General features: G+C 39.2%; 17 protein-coding genes and 5 tRNA genes. 2 read left to right on the forward strand and 20 right to left on the reverse strand.

What is annotated here, in order from left to right:
- Positions 1-443 (reverse strand): hypothetical protein (locus BUA16_RS10215; protein WP_143150491.1); only part of this gene is annotated, 443 nt, incomplete at its 3' end.
- 179 nt (positions 444-622) lie between these two features.
- Between BUA16_RS10215 and BUA16_RS18645 the strand changes: the two genes are divergently transcribed.
- Positions 623-793 carry a hypothetical protein gene (locus BUA16_RS18645; protein WP_178338869.1) on the forward strand — a complete coding sequence of 57 codons (171 nt, stop codon included), beginning with the start codon at positions 623-625 and terminating at the stop codon, positions 791-793.
- On the opposite strand, the gene BUA16_RS10220 is transcribed toward BUA16_RS18645, so the two are convergent.
- The 3 genes from BUA16_RS10220 to BUA16_RS10230 form a co-directional block, all read right to left on the reverse strand.
- Positions 790-3,264 (reverse strand): Ig-like domain-containing protein, encoded by a 2,475-nt coding sequence (locus BUA16_RS10220; RefSeq protein ID WP_072764658.1) that lies wholly within the window; start codon positions 3,262-3,264, stop codon positions 790-792. The two genes, BUA16_RS18645 and BUA16_RS10220, sit on opposite strands and share 4 nt — an antisense overlap.
- Positions 3,265-3,482: 218 nt before the next feature.
- The gene (locus BUA16_RS10225; RefSeq protein WP_072764659.1) at positions 3,483-5,105 is read right to left on the reverse strand and encodes an immunoglobulin domain-containing protein; all 1,623 of its coding nucleotides are present in this window, start codon (positions 5,103-5,105) and stop codon (positions 3,483-3,485) included.
- A gap of 276 nt (positions 5,106-5,381) precedes the next feature.
- Positions 5,382-6,335 carry a PorP/SprF family type IX secretion system membrane protein gene (locus BUA16_RS10230; RefSeq protein ID WP_072764660.1) on the reverse strand — a complete coding sequence of 318 codons (954 nt, stop codon included), beginning with the start codon at positions 6,333-6,335 and terminating at the stop codon, positions 5,382-5,384.
- A gap of 382 nt (positions 6,336-6,717) precedes the next feature.
- On the opposite strand from BUA16_RS10230, the gene BUA16_RS10235 reads away from it, so the two are divergent.
- Positions 6,718-8,307, forward strand: a complete 1,590-nt coding sequence (locus BUA16_RS10235) for a peptide chain release factor 3 (RefSeq protein ID WP_072764661.1) — start codon at positions 6,718-6,720, stop codon at positions 8,305-8,307.
- A gap of 79 nt (positions 8,308-8,386) precedes the next feature.
- Here BUA16_RS10235 and BUA16_RS10240 read toward each other — a convergent pair whose 3' ends face one another.
- From BUA16_RS10240 to hpf, 16 genes are all read right to left on the reverse strand, one after another.
- Positions 8,387-8,698, reverse strand: coding sequence for a DUF3467 domain-containing protein (locus BUA16_RS10240; RefSeq protein ID WP_072764662.1), 312 nt, complete (start codon positions 8,696-8,698; stop codon positions 8,387-8,389).
- A 96-nt stretch (positions 8,699-8,794) separates the two neighbouring features.
- A complete protein-coding gene (rpoC, locus tag BUA16_RS10245) occupies positions 8,795-13,093 on the reverse strand; it encodes a DNA-directed RNA polymerase subunit beta' (RefSeq protein WP_072764663.1) in 4,299 nt (1,432 codons plus the stop codon).
- A gap of 62 nt (positions 13,094-13,155) precedes the next feature.
- Positions 13,156-16,965, reverse strand: coding sequence for a DNA-directed RNA polymerase subunit beta (rpoB, locus tag BUA16_RS10250; RefSeq protein WP_072764664.1), 3,810 nt, complete (start codon positions 16,963-16,965; stop codon positions 13,156-13,158).
- A gap of 134 nt (positions 16,966-17,099) precedes the next feature.
- A complete protein-coding gene (gene rplL, locus BUA16_RS10255) occupies positions 17,100-17,477 on the reverse strand; it encodes a 50S ribosomal protein L7/L12 (RefSeq protein WP_072764665.1) in 378 nt (125 codons plus the stop codon).
- 54 nt (positions 17,478-17,531) lie between these two features.
- Positions 17,532-18,047, reverse strand: a complete 516-nt coding sequence (gene rplJ / locus BUA16_RS10260; RefSeq protein ID WP_072764666.1) for a 50S ribosomal protein L10 — start codon at positions 18,045-18,047, stop codon at positions 17,532-17,534.
- A gap of 22 nt (positions 18,048-18,069) precedes the next feature.
- Positions 18,070-18,759, reverse strand: a complete 690-nt coding sequence (rplA, locus tag BUA16_RS10265; RefSeq protein ID WP_072764667.1) for a 50S ribosomal protein L1 — start codon at positions 18,757-18,759, stop codon at positions 18,070-18,072.
- Positions 18,760-18,779: 20 nt separating this feature from the next.
- A complete protein-coding gene (gene rplK, locus BUA16_RS10270) occupies positions 18,780-19,217 on the reverse strand; it encodes a 50S ribosomal protein L11 (RefSeq protein ID WP_072764668.1) in 438 nt (145 codons plus the stop codon).
- 74 nt (positions 19,218-19,291) lie between these two features.
- Complete coding sequence (gene nusG, locus BUA16_RS10275) at positions 19,292-19,843, reverse strand: transcription termination/antitermination protein NusG (RefSeq protein ID WP_072764669.1); 552 nt, start codon at positions 19,841-19,843, stop codon at positions 19,292-19,294.
- Between the two features lie 10 nt (positions 19,844-19,853).
- A complete protein-coding gene (secE, locus tag BUA16_RS10280) occupies positions 19,854-20,042 on the reverse strand; it encodes a preprotein translocase subunit SecE (protein WP_072764670.1) in 189 nt (62 codons plus the stop codon).
- Between the two features lie 177 nt (positions 20,043-20,219).
- A tRNA-Trp gene (locus BUA16_RS10285) sits at positions 20,220-20,292 on the reverse strand.
- 62 nt (positions 20,293-20,354) lie between these two features.
- A complete protein-coding gene (tuf, locus tag BUA16_RS10290; RefSeq protein WP_072764671.1) occupies positions 20,355-21,542 on the reverse strand; it encodes an elongation factor Tu in 1,188 nt (395 codons plus the stop codon).
- Positions 21,543-21,596: 54 nt separating this feature from the next.
- A tRNA-Thr gene (locus tag BUA16_RS10295) sits at positions 21,597-21,668 on the reverse strand.
- A gap of 172 nt (positions 21,669-21,840) precedes the next feature.
- A tRNA-Gly gene (locus BUA16_RS10300) sits at positions 21,841-21,913 on the reverse strand.
- A 90-nt stretch (positions 21,914-22,003) separates the two neighbouring features.
- Positions 22,004-22,085: transfer RNA gene (locus tag BUA16_RS10305), tRNA-Tyr, on the reverse strand.
- A gap of 54 nt (positions 22,086-22,139) precedes the next feature.
- Positions 22,140-22,213, reverse strand: a tRNA-Thr gene (locus BUA16_RS10310).
- A gap of 96 nt (positions 22,214-22,309) precedes the next feature.
- Positions 22,310-22,612: a ribosome hibernation-promoting factor, HPF/YfiA family gene (gene hpf, locus BUA16_RS10315; RefSeq protein WP_072764672.1), complete on the reverse strand. Its 303-nt coding sequence runs from the start codon at positions 22,610-22,612 to the stop codon at positions 22,310-22,312.
- Between the last annotated feature and the right edge of the window lie 26 nt (positions 22,613-22,638).

A 22,638-nucleotide genomic window follows, 5' to 3' on the forward strand; every position in this document is an offset into this window, starting at 1 on the left:
AAGGTCTCCAGGTTGGTGATATCGATACTAGTAGGGTTCCCCGCTTCATCCGTATAGGTAAAGGTCCCATTGGCATTTTCTACTATGGAAGTCAGGGTCTCCACAAATTTCAGGCTTCCTAAATCTACACTCATACTGCCTCCATTTTCCAAAGTCAAGGAAAGCAGGTTGGTTGTTGCATCAAAACTAAAATTTTGTAGTTGTTGATTATCGGAAGAGGTTAATTCCCAAGAATCACCGTCCCAAAAATATATGGTCCCAGTTGTGGTATTAACATAGATATCACCTATATCTGCTCCTCCGGGAGAAGTAGTTCCAGGAGAAGCTACTAGGGTACCACTAAGTACCTCGCAATTACATTGATCCTGTAAAGTAACCGTAGTCTGAGAAAATGAAATTCCAGTTACGAGAAAAAAGATTATTAGCAGAATTCTTTTGTCCATGGTTGTTGATTTATGCGGTATTCAAATTTTGGTACTTATTGGTCAGTTATTTCACCATTACTAAACCTTAGTTTCTTGATGGTTTTTGATCATCGTCTTTATAAACATCAAGGCAGCAAAGAATTAACTATTAACAAAATTAACTTTACTATATCCTCCTAAAAATAAATGTTGTGTAAGTGCCCATTCATTATGTAAAGAGCATATTTTTAGGGGTAACCATTCTTAAAAACCTTTCTTTTTTTAGTGGTCGTTGGTCGATTACCCTTTTATTTATCGTAAACGCAAGATGGTTATTGGATGATAAGAATGTGTTTTTCACAGGCGTTAAGATAGATGGCAAGGCCTAGTTCTTTTTAACCCTATGGGTAATTCTTTTATTGGTAATTACCGACCTAACCAGTACTCTTAAGGATGCCGGGACAGTGGTATCCGTAGTGTCACAATTAAAGGCATCATTAAAAACAATTACTCTATACTGATAGTCATTCATATCTAATTGAACCGAGTTTATTTGAAGTGTAGGAGTATCGCTGCCCGAGTATTTTCCCCCATTGGATAGATTAGAAAAAGAACTGCCTCCATCGGTACTTAATTGCCATTGATAAGTTATTGCCGAAGTAGCAGTCATTGAAAAAGAAGTATTAGCTCCAACTAGTACTGTAACATCAGATGGTTGCATTGTAATAACAGCAGCTTGTCCTACTTCCAAGAAATCATAAATACTATTGTTATCTCCATCTTTAGGAGTAGTATAGCCATCTGTAACGTTGGTTCCTACAACTAGTCCATTAGCATCGACCATTGTCGATAAATCTCCTAGTATACCATCACCGTTAGCATCTGTAAATCCGGCTTCTGTAACGTCGTTACAGCCATCGCCGTCACTGTCCAAATCTAAGTGATTAGGAATCCCATCTCCATTTGGATCCAGGTTTTCACAGACACCATGGATGTTTAAAGTACAAAAGTCAGGATCTCTATAATTAGGAATCCCATCACTATCATGATCTGCACTGGGATCTATACCGTTGGACTCAGTAGTATCTAGAATCCCATCATTGTCATCATCCAAATCATTAACATCAATAATTCCATCTCCATCAAAATCTGCAAACACAACAAGGCTAACCGCTGCTGTATCACATAAACCAAAAGAATCGCATACCTGATATGTAAAAGTATCTATTCCTGTAAATCCAGGGTTTGGCAGGTAGGTAAAGCTACCATCAGAGGCTAAGTTAAGGGTCCCATTAGAAACATCTACTACAGGAATAGTCGTTACGGTTAGGGTATCATTGCTATCGTCATCGGTATCATTTCCTATCAATCCACTTGCTGCCACATTTAAGCTGATATTTTCCGTAACATTATAACTATCGGCAAAGGCACATGGTTTTGCGCGAATACTAATAATATCTGTTGGGTCGGTTGCCGGGGTACACCCCAACAAAGGTGCTATCCCCAATTGATAGTCTCCCATGGTGTCTATAACTACCTCGTCCATTCCTACCCCGGATATTTGTGAAAGCCCATTGGCTGGAAAAACCACCCCCGGTGTAAGGGAGTACCAAACATATTCCGAGGAAGTTGACATAAACTCTGCCTTCAGGGTTAAGGTTTCTCCTGTCATACAGGAATCAAAATCTCCGGGATCGACTATAGTTGTATTCACCTGAGTCCCTTCGGCGGAACCCAAAAACACGTAAGGTCCGGCAAAATCTTTAAGAGCGGAAGTAAAAGATTCCGAAGTTCTAGATTTCGCCAACACTGCACTAAAAGGTGAATCACAGGCCGCACCAGTTCCAAATAGGGCACGTGGATCAAATCCTAATTTGGTAAAATTGACACCAACTTCTGCAAAAACTCCCTTCCCATAATCGTCCACATAACCTTTTGTATCTGCGGTTCCCCAAGGAGGGCCGTCTTTAGAAAGAAGGCTGTTTACACTACTCAACAAGGCTCCAGGAGGAACGACAATTTGAGCGTATCCGTAGGTACTTCCTCCGTCTATGTTATTTCCCCAGGTAAAGGTAGAAGTGCCTCCCGGTGAAGTTCCAGGTTTATGGACAGTCCTATCTACCCAAAGCCTTACTTCTAAACCAGAAACACCCGATCCTCCAAAAGAAAACCCAATAATCATATCCCCTATGGTGATTACATTTCCACTTGTATCGAAAACCCACGCTGTATGTCCTTCTTGTGCCCCCGAATTGGTGAATCCATTACTGGTGGTCTGTAATTCGGATACAAATAACTCAAAATCTATAAAATGACTACCGGAAGATGACAAAGTAGATATCATTAAATTCACCCATAGATCATCAGTGACATTTATTCCGTTTCTTCTCATATGAACCCCTGCATCTACTATATCTGATTTATCGGGCACCTGTCCTGAACCAATGGGCCATGATGTATTGGGGTTATCCCCGTTCTTACCTCCAATAAACGTTGTAAGGTCTGGAGATGAGATATTTACGTAATCCCGTCCATATCGGCTACTATACCAGATATACCCTCCATTTGTAGCGTAATTGGGGATACTTTGTCGTAAATCGAAAGCAATATTATTGTTAGCCATCAGTTGTGCTTTATAGCCCATTGTGATAGCTGTGGCTTCATCTACAACTCCTGCACCGGAACTTCCGTTATAAAACCAATCGTCGGTAGAGAGTCCGGATAAAATATCTCCTGAATGCACATCGGCTTCTATCCCAAAATTTGCACCTACTCCTATTTGGGCAAAAATTCGATTTATAGATAAAAACAAAGTCCATACAATCAGAAAAACAAAGATGTTACGTTTAAAATAATACATAAAAAGCGTTCTATTGGTTAAACACCATGATTTAATGATTATTAAATACAAAGTTAGTCCACCTACGATCACAGCAAATTAATTGTTGTAAAAAGCTTGTTTTATGAAGTGTAAACAACATATTAGTCATATCCGTGACGAATAAGCCTTATTAAAAATCAGTGTAAGTCCTTGCCACGTAAATCTGCTATATAGAAGTTTGATAGCTACTCAAAAACTTATAGCGAGCCCAATTTATTTATAAAGACCCTATGGCTAATTCTTCTGTTGGTAATTACCGTTGCTACATTTACCGTTAATAGAGCGGAAGCAGAAGTTGTAGGGGAGCAACTAGATCCGAACTTTGAAGCCAAAACGCGGTACCTGTATCCATTTTTATTTACACCGGCGGTCTTGACGGTTAAGGCAGTTGACTGCGTTCCGGCGTATTCCGTACCATCACTAATATTGTTAAAGACCGTTCCCCCATCTGTACTGACTTGCCATTGATAGCTATCTGCATTGGTAGAAGTTATAGTAAAAATAGCATTCCCGCCCACAAAAACAGTTTCATCGGCATTAATAGAAACGGAGGAGGGAGCGTTTTGTATGACTGTAATAGCAGTCCTGGTCCCACTAATACAATTGGATATCGTATTTCTTGCCTCGGCATAATAGGTCTCAGATCCGGCTGGCTGGTATGTTGTATTTCCCAAAAGCAGTAAGTTTCCACCACTGGCCGAATCATACCAGTCTACTGTCTCTCCAAAATTTACCGAAGCAGTAATGGAGGGTACGGGATCTCCGGCACAATAGGATTGGTCACCACCACTACTAGGGTCATTTACAAAAGGACAGTTGCAATTAGGTGCGGTTACCGGTAGTTGATTAGTACAACTATTGGTATCGGTCACCGTTACTACAATATTGGTTCCCGAGGGCACATTGGCAATATTCCAAACATTTCCCGAGGTATTGGTCACAGTCCCTGCTGTACTGGTTACAGTTCCTGAACTCACCGTTACCTCTAGTGAGTAATTCGTAAAAAACAAATTACAGCTTGGAGAACGAGTAACTGTAATAATAGGCCTTGGATGAATGGTAAGTTTCACCGGCGTTCTAAAAAGACTTCTTCGATTGGAATCTGAATTATCAACACTTTCTCCATAATAGGTAACATTTCCTACGGTATTTAAGGTTGGGGAAACAGAAGCCCCACCACTGCTTGCTGTATACCACACTACATAGGCGCCCGAAGGAGGAGTGGCGGAAGCCGTTAAGGTTTGGATGGGATTTTCTTCACATTCGGTAATATCGCCATTACTGCTTGGAGGGGGCAAGGCCCCTTCTATTTCATTAAAAGAATAATCAGAACCTCCTTTTCCGTTACAGTTTGAGAATTTACTGTCTCCAATAAAGATGTTTTGAGAAGCATTACAATTGCTATTCGTTGTAATCTTTCCTCCGTTATTGTATATCATTGCCCCATGGGGTAAATGAAGATCCGCATTCTTTACCCAAGTGAGAATACCGTCACTTTGCACGGCGACCAACAAAATAGTGACAGTAAAATTCCCATTATCAGGCAATGATAAGGTGTCCTTGCCACCTGATTCATCTCCAATAATAAGTTGGTTTACGGTATAAGTTGTTATATTGGTATTTAAGGTTACCTCATTATCACTCCCAATGGTTACGGTAGCCACATTACTATTTTGACCAGGATATGAAGTGGCATTCACCCATGAGGTACCATTAAAGAATTGCCAAGTACTGGGGCTATTCCAGTTACCGGTTGCCTTGGATCTGTAATCACCGGTAACCTGTGAAAATAGCGGCAGCGCAACTAGAAAGGAGAACATTAATAATACTAAACATTTTAATTTATGGCTTAAATACATAGGCCCTAAAAACTTTTTTTATAGTTACTGCTCCTTATGAACTATGATTTCGTAATAGCTTATAACAACTTGGTTGATACCCCAAAGTATACAATATCAAAAGCAATTAAAATTTAATGTTGTGAATGTTCGCTATCCCCTAGTCAAAGGGAGTTTTGTATATACCAAATAACAAGAGGAGATTATTAAATTTGGCTATTTCCATATCCATAAAAAAGGCGTCACATGGATATCCTTTTAAAAGAAACGCCTTGATCTCATTCTTCGGACAGACTTCTCTACTTCAAATCTTAAAAACACCTCAAAAGACCCGTCATTAAATTGGGTATTTCCCAAGGCGGTCGTTTCTCTGTCATATGCTAAACCAATCGTAAATTGGTCGCTAATTTGAAATCCTACCATGCCACTTACAGCCGCATCCCATCTATAGGCAGCACCAAAGCTAAACTTTTCATTATACAGAAAATTGGCAGAAACATCTACTTGCAAAGGCGCACCGCCAACAACCTTTGTCAATAATGCTGGTTTAAATTTAAAACCACGTTCTAGGTCAAAAACATAGCCGGTAATCATATAAAAATTGATTCGTTCTGCCGCTAGGAACTGAGTGTCCTTGGCATTTCTTTGGGAATTATCAAAATGTTTGGTCTCTATCAGATTTGGAGCAGACAGCCCTGCATAGAATTTATCGGTATGGTAATACAGTCCAACTCCAAAGTTTGGCGACACCTTGTTATCTATATTATCTCCTTGCACATTTTCGGACTCATAATTTTTCAATCCGTTAAAATCTAGGTTTAGAATATTGGCACTTGCCTTTAATCCAAAGGACAGTTTGCCCTCTAAGGACACTTCTATGGTATACGAAACCATAGCGTCCAGATAAGTCTCTTGCACTACTCCGTTCCCTATTTCATCGTTTACAATAGATATTCCATATCCTAGCTTACTGTCCCTTATAGGAGCGTGCAGGTTTAAGGTTTGTGTTTTCGGAGCTCCTTCAACACCCACCCATTGTGAACGGTAAAGCCCTGCAATGCTCAATTGGCCTCTTGAACCAGCGTAGGCAGGATTAATACTCATAGTATTAAACATATACTGGGTAAATTGAGCATCTTGTTGTGCATAAAGCCCAGAAAAAGCGGTACAAAGCAATAAAACCAACAGTAAGGACCTCCTTTGATGTCTCATTTAAAATAGCATAAATTGTTTATTAAAAAGAACCAAGGTGATTTTCATGCCATTCTCATTTTACTTAGAAAGTGACAGCAAAAACCAGGCTAACAGGCATTTATTCTTTTAAACGCTAAAACACCCTTTAGTATTGCCGAAGGATATGATTATTTACAAGCACCAAATATCAGCCTCCCATACAACTGATTTAAAGGTTTAGATATTAAAGGTCGGTAAAAGGCTTCCTTGCCAGCCCGATTAGTGCTCCCTTAAAAAATGTTCACATCTCCCTTTGCTGCTATTTTAACAACTGTATAAATTCCATTATTTGGTGATATTTAAAGTATTTAGGGCCTTGAAGAAGTTTTATTTACATTATTTTTGCGGAAATCATTGATGAATGAGTTTCAAGACAGAAATAGAAAGAAGAAGAACTTTCGGCATCATATCGCATCCAGATGCCGGTAAAACCACCCTAACCGAAAAACTATTATTGTTTGGAGGTGCTATTCAGGAGGCTGGTGCAGTTAAAAATAATAAAATAAAAAAGGGAGCTACCAGTGACTTTATGGAGATTGAGAGACAAAGAGGGATCTCTGTAGCTACTTCTGTTTTAGCTTTTCTTTATAAGGACAAAAAAATTAACATCCTAGATACTCCCGGGCACAAAGATTTTGCCGAAGATACCTTTAGGACGCTTACCGCGGTAGATAGTGTTATTGTTGTTATAGATGTTGCCAAAGGTGTAGAGGAACAAACCGAAAAACTAGTGGAAGTCTGTCGCATGCGTAACATTCCCATGATTGTTTTTATCAACAAACTAGATAGGGAAGGAAAGGACGCCTTTGATCTTTTGGATGAAGTAGAACAAAAACTAGGCTTATCTGTAAGCCCTCTTAGTTTTCCTATAGGCATGGGATACGATTTTAAGGGGATATATAATATTTACGAGAAAAATATAAATCTTTTTAGTGGGGACAGTAAAAAGAATATTGAAGAAACTATTGCTTTTGATGATATTGATAGCCCAGAACTAGAAAACATCATAGGAACCAAAGCTGCCGCTGATCTACGCGATAATATAGAATTGGTAAAAGGTGTTTACCCAGATTTTGATAAGGAAAGTTATTTGGCAGCCAAGCAACAACCTGTATTTTTTGGCTCAGCACTAAACAATTTTGGTGTTAGAGAGCTCTTGGATTGTTTTATTGACATAGCCCCTTCGCCAAGGGCCAAAGCGGCCGAGGAACGCACAGTGCAGGCCAATGAAACTGCATTGACGGGATTTGTATTTAAGATCCACGCCAATATGGATCCAAAGCACCGCGATAGACTTGCTTTTATAAAGATTGTATCGGGAACTTTTGAAAGGAACAAACCGTATTTACACGTTCGCCAGGGTAAAAAGTTTAAGTTCTCTAGTCCAAACGCCTTCTTTGCAGAGAAAAAGGAGATTGTTGATATTTCTTACCCTGGGGATATTGTTGGATTACACGATACTGGAAATTTTAAGATAGGCGATACCCTTACAGAGGGCGAAATTTTAAATTACAAAGGAATTCCAAGTTTCTCTCCAGAGCATTTTAGATATATAAACAATGCCGACCCTTTAAAATCCAAACAGCTTTACAAGGGTATTGACCAACTTATGGACGAAGGTGTTGCCCAGTTATTTACCCTAGAAATGAACGGAAGAAAGGTTATCGGTACGGTGGGAGCCCTACAGTTCGAGGTCATCCAATATCGATTGGAACACGAATATGGCGCCAAATGCACCTACGAGAATTTCCCTGTTTACAAGGCTTGTTGGGTACAGGCTAAGGATAAAAACAGCGAAGAGTTTAAGGAGTTTAAAAGGGTAAAACAAAAGTTTTTAGCCATGGACAAAAGAAAGCAATTGGTATTTCTTGCCGACTCTCAGTTTTCTTTACAAATGACACAACAAAAATATCCGAATGTAACGCTACATTTCACCTCAGAATTTGAATAGTAGCTGTTTCTGGATTGCCTAATTAAGGCAGACACAAAAGGTAAAAAGCCCCATGAATATTAATTCATGGGGCTTTTTATTATGCTTCACCAGTGGGGCCAAAATTCATTGGAATCGGAGGTTGTTCATAATCTTTTATGGTGCCATGGGCATTCTCAAAACGTTGCACGTTATCGCTCAGCGCTTTTAAAAACTTTTTGGCATGTTGAGGAGTGAGCACTATTCTGCTCTTCACCTTAGCCTTTGGGGCCCCGGGCATTAAACTTATAAAGTCTACCACAAATTCCGATACCGAATGGTTTATAATTGCCAAGTTAGAATAAATTCCCTCGGCAGTTTTCTCATCCAATTCGATATTGATCTGTTGTTGTTCTGATTTTTTATCGCTCATCGTAATAATTTAAGGTACTAAAATATTAAAACAACCTTAATATTATGGCATGGGTATAAAAAAAAGCCTCGGTGATGATCACCGAGGCTTTAATATTTAGAATTTCAATTCCTCTTTACGAGCCATTATCTCGTCGTATTCTTCTTTAGAACCGACAATGATATTATCATATTCTCTCATACCAGTACCTGCTGGTATTTTGTGTCCTACGATTACGTTTTCTTTCAATCCTTCCAAAGTATCTACTTTACCATTTACTGCGGCTTCGTTTAATACTTTAGTTGTCTCTTGGAACGATGCAGCCGATATAAACGATTTCGTCTGTAAGGATGCACGTGTAATACCTTGTAGAATTGGTGTTGCTGTTGCTGCTACTGCATCTCTAGCTGATACCAAATTCTTATCGGAACGTTTCAAGATAGAGTTCTCGTCTCTCAATTCACGTGAAGTGATAATTTGACCTGGCTTAAGATTCGTAGACTCTCCAGCATCCTCGACCACTTTCTTACCAAACATCTCATCATTTTCTCTGATGAAATCGTCTTTATGAATCAATTGATTCTCTAAGAAAATAGTATCTCCCGGATCTTGAATACGTACTTTACGCATCATCTGACGTACTACAACCTCGAAATGTTTGTCATTAATTTTCACCCCTTGCAAACGATATACTTCCTGTACTTCATTTACCAAGTACTGCTGTACAGCAGATGGCCCTTTAATTCTTAGGATATCCTCTGGCGTAATAGACCCATCGGATAATGGCATACCTGCACGTACATAATCATTTTCTTGTACAAGGACTTGATTTGATAATTTCACCAAATACTTTTTAACCTCGCCCAATTTAGACTCGATAATGATTTCGCGGTTACCACGTTTAATTTTTCCGAAGGAAACAACACCGTCAATTTCAGAAACCACCGCTGGGTTTGATGGGTTACGCGCTTCAAACAATTCAGTAACTCTTGGTAGACCCCCTGTAATATCTCCGGACTTGGCAGATTTACGTGGTATTTTAACCAAAATTTTACCTTCTTTAATTTTATCGCCATCATCAACCATGATGTGAGAACCAACAGGCAAGTTGTAGGAACGCAACACCTCGTCATTATTGTTTTTAATCAATAATGTAGGGATTAGTTTCTTGTTCCTTGATTCAGAAATTACTTTCTCTTGGAATCCGGTCTGCTCATCGATTTCAACTTGATAAGTAACACCTTGCTCAATATTTTCATAAGCAATTTTACCAGGGAATTCTGAAACGATTACACCGTTATATGGATCCCAAGAACAAACTACCTTCCCTTTTTCAACTTTATCACCATTTTTGATGAACAATTGAGAACCGTAAGGAATGTTATTTGTACTTAAGGTAATTCCAGTCTTCGCATCAACAATTTTTATTTCAGAAGTTCTAGAAATAACGATTTCAGCATTGTTACCTTCTGCATCTACGCTAGTAACGGTCCTTAAATCTTCAATCTCTGCAATACCTGAGAATTTAGCCTCTAGCTTGCTATCTTCGGAAATATTCCCTGCAATACCTCCCACGTGGAAAGTACGCAATGTCAACTGTGTTCCTGGTTCTCCAATTGATTGTGCTGCCACAACCCCTACGGCTTCCCCTCTTTGAACCATTTTATTGGTCGAAAGGTTTCTACCATAACATTTACCACAGATACCTTTAGAGGCCTCACAGGTCAATGCAGAGCGCACTTCTATTTTTTCGACAGGAGAAGCTGTAATCTTCTTCACATCGCTCTCCATGATTTCCTGACCAGCTTTCAGCAATAACTCTTCTGAAATCGGATCGTACACATCATGTAAAGAAACCCTACCTAATATTCTTTCCCCTAAAGATTCAACAATTTCTTCATTCTTCCTAAGGGCTTCCACCTGAATACCTCTAAGGGTACCACAGTCTTCAGTATTAATAATAACATCTTGGGAAACGTCTACCAATCTACGGGTTAGGTATCCTGCATCGGCCGTTTTTAAGGCCGTATCTGCAAGCCCTTTACGCGCACCGTGAGTAGAGATAAAGTATTCCAAAATTGAAAGTCCCTCTTTAAAGTTCGATAAAATCGGGTTTTCAATAATTTCTCCACCTCCTGCGGTCGATTTTTTCGGTTTCGCCATCAATCCACGCATCCCGGTAAGCTGACGGATCTGTTCTTTAGATCCCCTCGCACCGGAATCCAACATCATATACACCGAGTTAAATCCTTGTTGGTCTTCACGAATACGTTTCATAGCCAACTCGGTCAACATTGCATTGGTAGATGTCCAAACGTCAATTACCTGATTGTAACGTTCGTTGTTGGTAATAAGCCCCATGTTATAGTTGGCCATAATTCCTTCAACCTGCCCGTTAGCATCAGCGATCATTTCATGCTTTTCTGGCGGGATAATAATATCTCCTAAACTAAAGGACAATCCACCTTTGAAAGCGAATTCGTACCCCATAGTTTTAATTTTATCCAAAAACTCTGCTGTAGTAGGAACATCGGTAACATTTAAAATATTACCAATAATATCTCTTAAGGACTTCTTGTTCAATACATCGTTGATATATCCTGCTTCCTCTGGCACTACCATGTTGAACAACACTCTACCAACGGTTGTAGGTATCACCTGGTACACAAGCTCTCCTGCTTCGTTAAAATCTTTTGCTCTTACCTTTATTCCTGCGTTCAGGTGTAGTCTTCCTTCGTTAAAGGCGATCACTACTTCTTCATGAGAATAAAAAGTTAAGCCTTCACCTCTAACAGGTACTTCTGGTGTAGACTTTCTTTCCTTGGTCATATAGTACAGACCCAAGACCATATCCTGGGAAGGTACAGTGATAGGAGATCCATTTGCAGGGTTCAAGATATTATGAGAAGCCAACATTAAAAGTTGTGCTTCCAAAATAGCCTCTGGTCCCAATGGCAAGTGAACCGCCATCTGATCCCCATCAAAATCCGCGTTAAATGCAGTACATACCAATGGGTGTAAACGAATCGCCTTTCCTTCAATAAGTTTTGGCTGGAACGCTTGGATACCCAAACGGTGCAAAGTAGGAGCACGGTTTAGCAATACAGGATGTCCTTTTAGAACATTCTCTAAAATATCCCATACTACCGGTTCTTTTTTGTCTATGATTTTCTTAGCAGACTTTACCGTTTTTACAATTCCTCTTTCGATCAACTTACGGATCACAAAAGGTTTGTACAGTTCAGCCGCCATATCTTTAGGCAAACCACATTCGAACAATTTCATTTCAGGTCCAACGACGATTACCGAACGGGCAGAATAATCTACACGTTTACCCAAAAGGTTTTGACGGAAACGCCCTTGTTTACCTTTTAATGAATCTGAAAGTGACTTTAAAGGTCTGTTAGATTCGGTTTTAACTGCCGATGCTTTACGTGTATTATCAAAAAGAGAATCCACTGCTTCTTGAAGCATACGTTTCTCATTTCTAAGAATCACTTCAGGAGCTTTTATCTCCACCAATCGTTTTAAACGGTTGTTTCTGATAATAACCCTTCTATAAAGGTCATTTAAATCCGATGTAGCGAAACGACCACCATCTAATGGTACCAAAGGACGTAATTCTGGTGGAATTACAGGGATCACTTTCATGATCATCCAATCTGGTCTGTTTTCTCTATTTTCTTGAGACTCTCTTAAGGCTTCAACTACTTGAAGTCTTTTTAAGGCCTCTGTCTTACGTTGTTTAGACGTTTCAGTATTTGCTTTATGTCTTAGTTCGTAAGACAAGTCGCTTAAGTCTATTCTTGCCAACAAATCGATAAGGCATTCTGCCCCCATTTTAGCAATAAACTTATTAGGATCCGTATCGTCTAAATACTGGTTATCCTGAGGAATAGTCTCTAAAATATTTAGGTACTCCTCTTCGGTCAAGAAATCCATTTTCTGGATTTCTTCACCTTCAGGACCTTTGGCTACACCTGGCTGAATTACTACATAACGTTCGTAGTAAATAATCATATCCAATTTCTTGGAAGGCAAACCTAAAAGGTAACCGATTTTATTTGGCAGGGAACGGAAATACCAGATATGAGCTACAGGAACCACCAAATTAATGTGTCCTACTCTATCTCTTCGTACCTTTTTCTCTGTTACCTCTACCCCACAACGATCACAAACGATACCACGGTATCGGATTCTCTTATATTTTCCACAGGCACACTCATAATCCTTTACAGGACCAAAGATACGCTCACAAAAAAGACCATCACGCTCAGGTTTGTGCGTTCTATAGTTAATAGTTTCAGGTTTCAAAACCTCACCTCTTGACTCTGCCAAAATAGATTCTGGAGAAGCCAAACCGATGGAAATTTTATCAAACCTTTTTATGGTATTATTATCTTTTAGTCTAGCCATAACTATATTCTGATACTAATTTAATTGTATATGTTAGGAATAGTGTTCAAAACCTATTCTTGTTATTCTTCCAATCTAATGTCTAAACCTAATCCTTTAAGTTCGTGCATTAATACGTTGAAAGATTCTGGTAAACCAGGTTCTGGCATGGTTTCTCCCTTAACGATCGCCTCATATGTTTTTGCTCTACCAATAACATCATCGGACTTCACCGTCAATATTTCCCTTAGGGTTGCCGAGGCACCATATGCTTCCAAGGCCCAAACTTCCATCTCTCCAAAACGCTGACCACCAAACTGGGCTTTACCACCCAATGGCTGTTGTGTAATCAATGAGTATGGTCCTATAGAACGTGCGTGCATCTTATCATCGACCATATGCCCTAATTTCAGCATATAGATAACTCCTACGGTTGCAGGCTGATCAAAACGTTGACCAGTACCACCATCGTGGAGGTATGTATGGCCAAATCTAGGAATTCCGGCCTCATCGGTATAGCTATTGATCTCTTCCAAGGTAGCACCGTCAAAAATTGGCGTTGCATACTTCTTCCCTAATTTAAGACCTGCCCAACCAAGAACAGTTTCATAAATCTGACCAATGTTCATACGAGAAGGTACCCCTAGTGGATTCAATACGATATCTACAGGTGTTCCGTCTGCCAAGAATGGCATATCCTCGTGACGTACAATTCTAGAAACAATACCTTTGTTTCCGTGACGTCCTGCCATTTTATCACCAACCTTTAGTTTACGCTTTTTAGCTATATAAACTTTTGCCAATTTCATAATACCAGCTGGCAATTCATCCCCTACAGATATTGTAAACTTGTCTCTTCTTAGGTTCCCTTGAAGGTCGTTTAATTTTATCTTATAGTTATGTAATAGATCTGCTACCAAAGTATTACAATCCTTATCCGTAGTCCAACTTCCACCAACTAAATGGGCAAAATCGTCTACCGCGTTAAGCATTTTCATACTGTATTTCTTACCTTTTGGAAGAACTTCTTCACCAAGGTCGTTAAGAACGCCTTGAGATGTTTTACCATTGATAAGGGTAAATAACTTCTCTACCAATACATCTTTTAGTTGTTGGAATTTTACTTCGTATTCCAACTCCAATTTAGAAATAGCTTCTTTATCTTCAGAACGCTTACGCTTATCTTTTATAGAACGTGAGAACAATTTCTTATCAATAACAACCCCTCTTAAAGAAGGAGAAGCTTTTAGAGAAGCATCCTTCACATCACCGGCCTTATCACCGAAGATAGCACGTAATAATTTTTCCTCTGGTGTAGGGTCTGATTCCCCTTTTGGAGTAATCTTACCAATTAAAATATCACCAGGTTTTACTTCTGCCCCAATACGGATCATCCCGTATTCGTCCAAATCTTTAGTCGCTTCTTCGGAAACGTTTGGAATATCATTGGTCAACTCTTCAGCACCCAATTTAGTATCCCTAACTTCCAAAGCGTACTCATCTACGTGGATAGAAGTAAATATATCTTCGCGAACAACCTTTTCAGAAATTACGATAGCATCCTCAAAGTTATACCCTTTCCAAGGCATAAAGGCCACTACTAAGTTTCTTCCCAAGGCCAATTCGCCTTTTTCTGTCGCATATCCTTCACAAAGAACTTGACCTTTATTAACTCTATCCCCTTTTCTAACAATAGGTTTAAGGTTAATACTGGTCCCTTGGTTCGTTTTTCTAAACTTCACCAAATCGTAGGTCTTGGAATCTTCTTCAAAGCTTACCAAACGCTCTTCTTCGGTACGGTCGTATTTAATAGTGATTTTCTGAGAATCTACATATTCAATAACCCCATTACCTTCAGCGTTGATCAATACTCTTGAATCTGAAGCTACCTGGCGTTCCAATCCAGTACCGACAATTGGCGATTCTGGTTTTAACAAGGGAACGGCCTGACGCATCATGTTAGATCCCATCAGGGCACGGTTAGCATCATCATGCTCCAAGAACGGAATTAAAGAAGCCGAAATCGAAGCAATTTGATTAGGAGCAACATCGGTATAATTAATTTCAGATGGATCTAAAACTGGGAAATCCCCTTCATCTCTAGCAATAACCTTTTCTGCAGTAATAGTACCATCTTCTTCCATAGGAATGTTTGCCTGGGCAATTTTCATTCCTTCTTCTTCCTCTGCACTTAGGTATGCATAATTTTCCAAATCCACTTTCCCGTTTTCTACTTTACGGTATGGTGTTTCCAAGAAGCCCATTGGGTCTACTTTAGCAAACACAGATAAAGAAGAAATAAGACCAATGTTCGGTCCTTCCGGTGTTTCGATAGGACAAAGTCTACCGTAGTGTGTATAGTGAACATCACGCACTTCGAAACCGGCTCTTTCCCTTGAAAGACCTCCTGGCCCTAATGCGGACAATCTTCTTTTATGAGTAATTTCGGCCAATGGATTGGTTTGATCCATGAACTGAGATAACTGGTTGGTACCAAAGAAAGAATTAATTACAGAAGACAAGGTCTTAGCATTAATCAAATCGATAGGTGTAAATACCTCGTTATCACGAACGTTCATACGCTCACGAATAGTTCTGGCCATACGAGCAAGACCCACACCGAATTGTTGGGACAACTGCTCCCCTACGGTTCTAACTCTACGATTGGAAAGGTGATCAATATCATCAATCTCGGCCTTAGAGTTAATTAACTCGATCAAATATTTTATAATGGTAATGATATCTTCCTTGGTTAAGACTTGTTTGTCCATTCCAATATCCAAACCAAGTTTTTTGTTCATTCTATAACGACCAACTTCACCTAAGTTGTAACGTTGATCTGAGAAGAACAATTTATCTATAATACCACGTGCAGTTTCCTCATCTGGCGGTTCTGCGTTACGCAATTGACGATAGATGTGTTCAACAGCTTCTTTTTCAGAGTTTGTTGGATCTTTTTGAAGGGTATTATGAATAATTGCGTAATCACTTTGTGCATTATTCTCTTTATGTAAAAGAATAGTTTTCACATCGGCATCAATTATCTCTGCGATATGATCTTTTTCTAAAACGGTATCACGATCAAGAATAATTTCGTTCCTTTCAATAGAAACCACTTCACCTGTATCCTCATCCACAAAATCTTCGTGCCAAGTATTCAATACTCTTGCCGCCAGTTTACGGCCTAGCACTTTTTTCAACCCTGCGTTAGAAACTTTAATTTCTTCCGAAAGGTCAAAGATTTCCAATATGTCCTTATCTCTTTCAAAGCCAATAGCTCTAAATAAGGTTGTTACTGGTAATTTTTTCTTTCTATCAATATAAGCGTACATAACGCCATTGATATCTGTTGCAAATTCTATCCAAGAACCTTTAAAAGGTATTACTCTTGCAGAATACAACTTGGTTCCGTTGGCGTGAAAAGATTGGCCAAAGAAAACCCCTGGGGAACGGTGTAATTGAGAAACTACAACACGCTCAGCTCCATTGATAACGAAGGTACCACTTGGAGTCATGTAAGGAATAGTTCCTAGGTAAACATCCTGTACAATGGTTTCAAAATCCTCGTGTTCTGGATCTGTACAATATAATTTTAATCTTGCTTTTAATGGAACACTATACGTAAGTCCACGTTCAATACATTCTTGGATGGAGTATCTCGGTGGATCAATGAAATAGTCTAAAAATTCTAATACGAACTGGTTCCTGGTGTCTGTAATTGGAAAGTTTTCCATGAAGGTGTTGTACAACCCCTCATTGCCCCTTTCGTCAGATTTAGTTTCAAGTTGGAAAAAATCTTGAAATGATTTAATCTGAATGTCCAAGAAATCCGGATAATTCGGCGTGTTCTTAGCGGATGCGAAACTTATTCTTTCAGTCTGATTTGTGAACATCTATGGACAAAATTTTGATCGTGAATACTATAATTGGGTTGTGTACTCCTTTATACACGATATATATAAATAGGCTTAGGTCTAGCTACAAAAATGCAGAAAGACCTAAACCAAAATTATTATGGTTGTCGCTATTATTTAAGCTCAACTTCAGCTCCAGCTTCTTCCAAAGAATTTTTAATACCTTCAGCTTCATCCTTAGAGATACCTTCTTTAATAGCTTTTGGTGCGCTATCAACGATATCTTTAGCTTCTTTCAAACCTAAACCAGTTAATTCTTTAACCAATTTAACTACAGCTAATTTAGAAGCTCCAGCAGCTTTCAAAATAACATCAAATTCAGTTTGCTCAGCAGCAGCATCACCACCGTCAGCAGCTCCACCAGCAGCAACTGCAACTGCAGCAGCAGCAGGCTCGATACCGTACTCTTCTTTTAATATAGCAGCTAACTCATTTACTTCTTTTACTGTAAGGTTAACTAATTGTTCTGCGAAATCTTTTAATTCTGCCATTTTTCTATCGTTTAATAAAATTTTTAAAATATAATTGTTTGTAGTGCGTACGTATTATCTTTCTGATAATGTCTTAAGAATTCCGGCGATTTTTCCACCACCAGATTTAAGTCCAGAAATAACATTCTTGGCTGGAGACTGCAACAATCCAATAACCTCACCAATCATTTCTTCTTTAGACTTGATGCTTACCAGAGCATCCAATTGATCATCACCAATATAAATTGCTTCAGCAATATAAGCTCCTTTCAACAAAGGCTTCTCTGCCTTTTTCCTAAAAGCTTTTATCAGCTTAGCAGGGGCGTTTCCTGTTTCTGAAAACATTAAAGAAGTACTCCCCTTTAACACCTCTGGAAGCTCACCGAAATCTTTTTCTGAAGCCTCCATTGCTTTTGCAAGCAAGGTATTTTTAACCACGGCCAATCTAATATCTGCCTTAAAACAAGCCTTTCTTAAAGCCGATGTAGCATCCGCGTTTAATCCAGAAATGTCTGCCAAATATATAGAAGGACTATCAGCTAACTGCGCAGTTAAATCCTCTATAACGTTTAATTTATCTTCTCTTGTCATATTAAAAACTTTAAACTACCAGTTAAACTACTTTTGGATCTAATGCAACACTAGGACTCATTGTACTGGACATGTAAATCGTTTTTACATATACACCTTTAGCCGCTGTTGGCTTTAATTTTACCAATGTTTCTAACAGCTCTTTTGCATTTTCTGAGATCTGCTCAGCAGAGAAAGAAACTTTCCCAATTCCTGCATGCACGATACCTGTCTTATCCACCTTAAAATCAATCTTACCAGCTTTCACTTCTGTTACTGCTTTCGCAACATCCATAGTAACGGTACCGGTCTTTGGATTAGGCATCAAACCTCTTGGCCCTAAAATTCTACCCAAAGGTCCTAATTTACCCATTACGCTAGGCATAGTGATGATCACATCAACATCTGTCCAACCGCTTTTTATTTTTTCCAAGTACTCGTCCAATCCTACATAGTCAGCTCCCGCTTCTGTAGCTTCGGCTGCTTTATCTGGAGTTACCAATGCCAATACTTTTACGTCCTTACCGGTTCCGTGAGGAAGAGTAACAACTCCACGCACCATTTGATTCGCTTTTCTTGGATCTACACCCAACCGTACCGCGATATCTACAGACGCATCAAAATTTGCATTGGTTATTTCTTTCACTAAAGCAGAAGCTTCTAAAATAGAATAGTTTTTATTCTTATCTATTTTACCGTGCGCTTCCTTTTGCTTTTTTGTTAATTTTGCCATTCTAAATTGCTTTTAAGATTTTAAAAAGGTCTATTACCTGAAACTTTTAAACCCATAGATCTAGCTGTACCAGCTACCATACTCATAGCGGATTCAACCGTAAAAGCATTTAGATCTACCATTTTGTCCTCGGCAATTAACTTGATCTGATCCCAAGATACACTTGCCACCTTGTTTCTGTTAGGCTCGCCAGATCCTTTTTTAATCTTAGCCGCTTCCATTAATTGAACTGCCGCTGGCGGTGTCTTTACAACAAACTCAAATGATTTGTCCTTATAAACCGTGATCGCTACTGGTAAAACTTTACCAGCTTTGTCCTGCGTACGAGCATTAAACTGCTTACAGAACTCCATAATGTTGACCCCGGCAGCACCTAAAGCGGGTCCGACCGGTGGCGATGGATTCGCAGCACCTCCCCTAACTTGTAGTTTAACTACTTTACTTACTTCTTTTGCCATTGTTTAAATTGAATTTAAAGTGTGTTTGTTTTGGAAGCAACAACACTTTTTAACTATATATGTAACAGTTCTTGTTAAATCTTCTCTACTTGCATATAACTCAACTCTAACGGTGTTTTTCTCCCGAAAATCTTCACCATTACCTCAAGTTTACGCTTTTCCTCATTAATCTTTTCAACTGTTCCGTTGAAGCCATTAAATGGTCCGTCGATAACCTTCACGGTTTCGCCGAACGCAAACGGAATTGCAACGCTGTCGGTCTTCACCGCCAACTCATCTACTTTTCCTAACATTCTATTCACTTCCGATTTTCTTAGAGGCACAGGATCTCCTCCTTTGGTCTCCCCTAAAAATCCGATTACATTCGTAATAGAACGAATAATATGCACCATCTCCCCTCCAAGGTTTGCCTTAATCATGATATAACCAGGAAAATAAACACGTTCTTTGTTTATCTTCTTCCCGTTTCTTATCTGAACCACCTTTTCAGTAGGAACCAATACTTCTTCCAAATAATCTTCGAAACCAAGTCTAGCAACTTCAGCTTCTATATAACCTTTGATTTTATTTTCTTGACCGCTAACTGCCCTTACAACATACCACTTCTTATCCAACACTTCCGACATAAGGCACTTCTTAATTTATTATGCTATTAAAATACAACAGTATTAATTCCCCCAACAAAGTATCAACACCCCAAGTTGCAAGCGCAAAGATAATAGAAAATACCGCAACTACCACCATAAGATTGGTAGATTCCTCTCTCGGAGGCAAAGTCACGTTATTTTTAAGTTCGTCTATAGATTCCTTTATATATGTTAACATGTCGCGAAATATTTTTATTTTAACCAAAAACGAAAGACTCAGATCAGAACAAACTCATAACCTTATCTTTCTATTATAGGGCACGTATATTTTAGCGTACAAGCTTAAAATTTACGGGCCCTATTTCTAAAATTTCTTTAAAACATTATAATCGACCTACTGACCAATCTTGTTTTGCACGGGCGGAGAGACTCGAACTCCCGACACCTGGTTTTGGAGACCAGTGCTCTACCAACTGAGCTACGCCCGTCTATATTTACATGGAAAGGTGTCTCACTAGAGCAAGACACCCTTCATGCAATATATTCAATATTAGTCTATAATCTTAGTTACCTGACCAGCACCTACCGTTCTACCACCTTCACGGATTGCGAAACGCAAACCTTCATTTAAAGCGATCGGAGACAATAGATCTACAATAATAGTAAGGTTATCACCTGGCATAACCATTTCTACTCCTTCAGGAAGATTAATAGTACCAGTAACATCAGTTGTTCTTACGTAGAACTGAGGACGGTAGTTATTGTGGAATGGAGTGTGACGTCCACCTTCTTCTTTTTTAAGGATATACACCTCAGCTTCAAATTTAGCGTGCGGCTTCACAGAACCTGGCTTACAGATTACCATTCCTCTTTTTACTTGAGTCTTATCAATACCTCTCAAAAGAAGACCTACGTTATCACCAGCTTCACCTCTATCCAATATCTTACGGAACATCTCTACCCCTGTAATAGTTGAAGTCAATTTCTCAGCACCCATACCGATGATCTCTACTGGATCTCCAGTGTTAGCAACCCCTGTTTCGATACGACCTGTAGCAACAGTTCCACGACCAGTAATTGTAAATACATCTTCAACAGGCATCAAGAAGTTCTTATCAACATCTCTCTGTGGCAATTCAATCCAGCTATCAACAGCCTCCATCAAAGACATAACTGTATCAACCCATTTTTGCTCACCATTCAATGCACCTAAAGCAGAACCAGAAATAACAGGACCATTATCACCGTCATACTCATAGAAAGAAAGCAACTCTCTTACTTCCATCTCTACTAACTCTAACAACTCCTCATCATCAACCATGTCAACCTTGTTCAAGAAAACAACGATTCTTGGAATACCAACCTGACGACCTAAAAGGATGTGCTCACGGGTTTGTGGCATAGGACCATCCGTAGCAGCAACAACTAAAATCGCACCGTCCATTTGAGCAGCACCAGTAACCATATTCTTAACGTAATCCGCGTGACCTGGACAATCTACGTGTGCATAGTGACGATTCGCAGTAGAATACTCTACGTGAGACGTATTAATAGTAATACCTCTTTCTTTTTCTTCTGGAGCATTATCAATAGAGTCAAAACTTCTCAATTCAGAAAGACCTGCGTTAGCCAATACCGTAGTAATCGCAGCAGTCAATGTAGTTTTACCGTGATCCACGTGTCCAATAGTACCTATATTTAAATGCGGTTTGGAACGATCAAATGTTGCCTTTGCCATGTTTGTTAAATTTAATTCTTAGTTTATATTAGTGTACAAATTATGCCTTAATTGAGCCAATGATGAGATTTGAACTCATGACCTCTTCCTTACCAAGGAAACGCTCTACCCCTGAGCTACACCGGCATTTTTCTCTTAACACCCGAGAGACTTATACTCATAAGCACCTACTCAAAGATCAAAAATTTCAGGCCAAAAAAACCTTTTTGGCCGCGCAAAAAACCCGACTACAACGCCAAGCCCTTTTAATTATAATCACATAAAGCCCCATACGAAGGAGCCTTTTGTTTTAAAATAGAGCGGGAGACCGGGTTCGAACCGGCGACATTCAGCTTGGAAGGCTGACGCTCTACCAACTGAGCTACTCCCGCATTCTAATTTCCAGGCAAACCTAAAAATTATATTCAATATTTCAAAAATTATTTCGCCGTACTTTCGTACTCAAATCTTTCGATTCGTTGTGGGGAGAGCAGGATTCGAACCTGCGAAGACGTAGTCAGCAGATTTACAGTCTGCCCTCGTTGGCCGCTTGAGTATCTCCCCAACACTAATATTTAAAAGAACCTTGAAAAACCTATTGGTATTTCCAATATTTTGAGCCGATAGAGGGACTCGAACCCACGACCTGCTGATTACAAATCAGCTGCTCTAGCCAGCTGAGCTACATCGGCTTTTGCTCTTCTTTCTCTTCAAAAGAAGACCGCTATTGCTAACGGTGTGCAAATGTAGAAGGTTTTTTCAGTTCTGCAAAATATTTTTGATTTTTTTTACGCATTTAGGCGCATTTTTTCTTTTCGCTTCACCAATTTCCGCTCTAAAGAACTGCAAGCCATATCAATAGCCTCCTCGAAAGACTTGCATTGTTTTTTTACAATGAAACTATCCTTGGGAACAAGGACTTTAATTTCCACTATTTTATTCTCCTTGGCACTGGTGTTCTCTACCTTGAGATACACATCCGAACTTATTACCTTATCATAGAAGAGCTCCATCTTATCCAACCTTGTCTGAATAAAGCCTATTAATTGTTCGTTTGCCGTGAAATTTACTGATTGTGCATTTACTTTCATAGAATGAAGTGTTAATTTTGTTATAC

The sequence above is a fragment of the Arenibacter nanhaiticus genome, assembly GCF_900141935.1.
GTDB classification, from domain to species: Bacteria; Bacteroidota; Bacteroidia; order Flavobacteriales; family Flavobacteriaceae; genus Arenibacter; species Arenibacter nanhaiticus.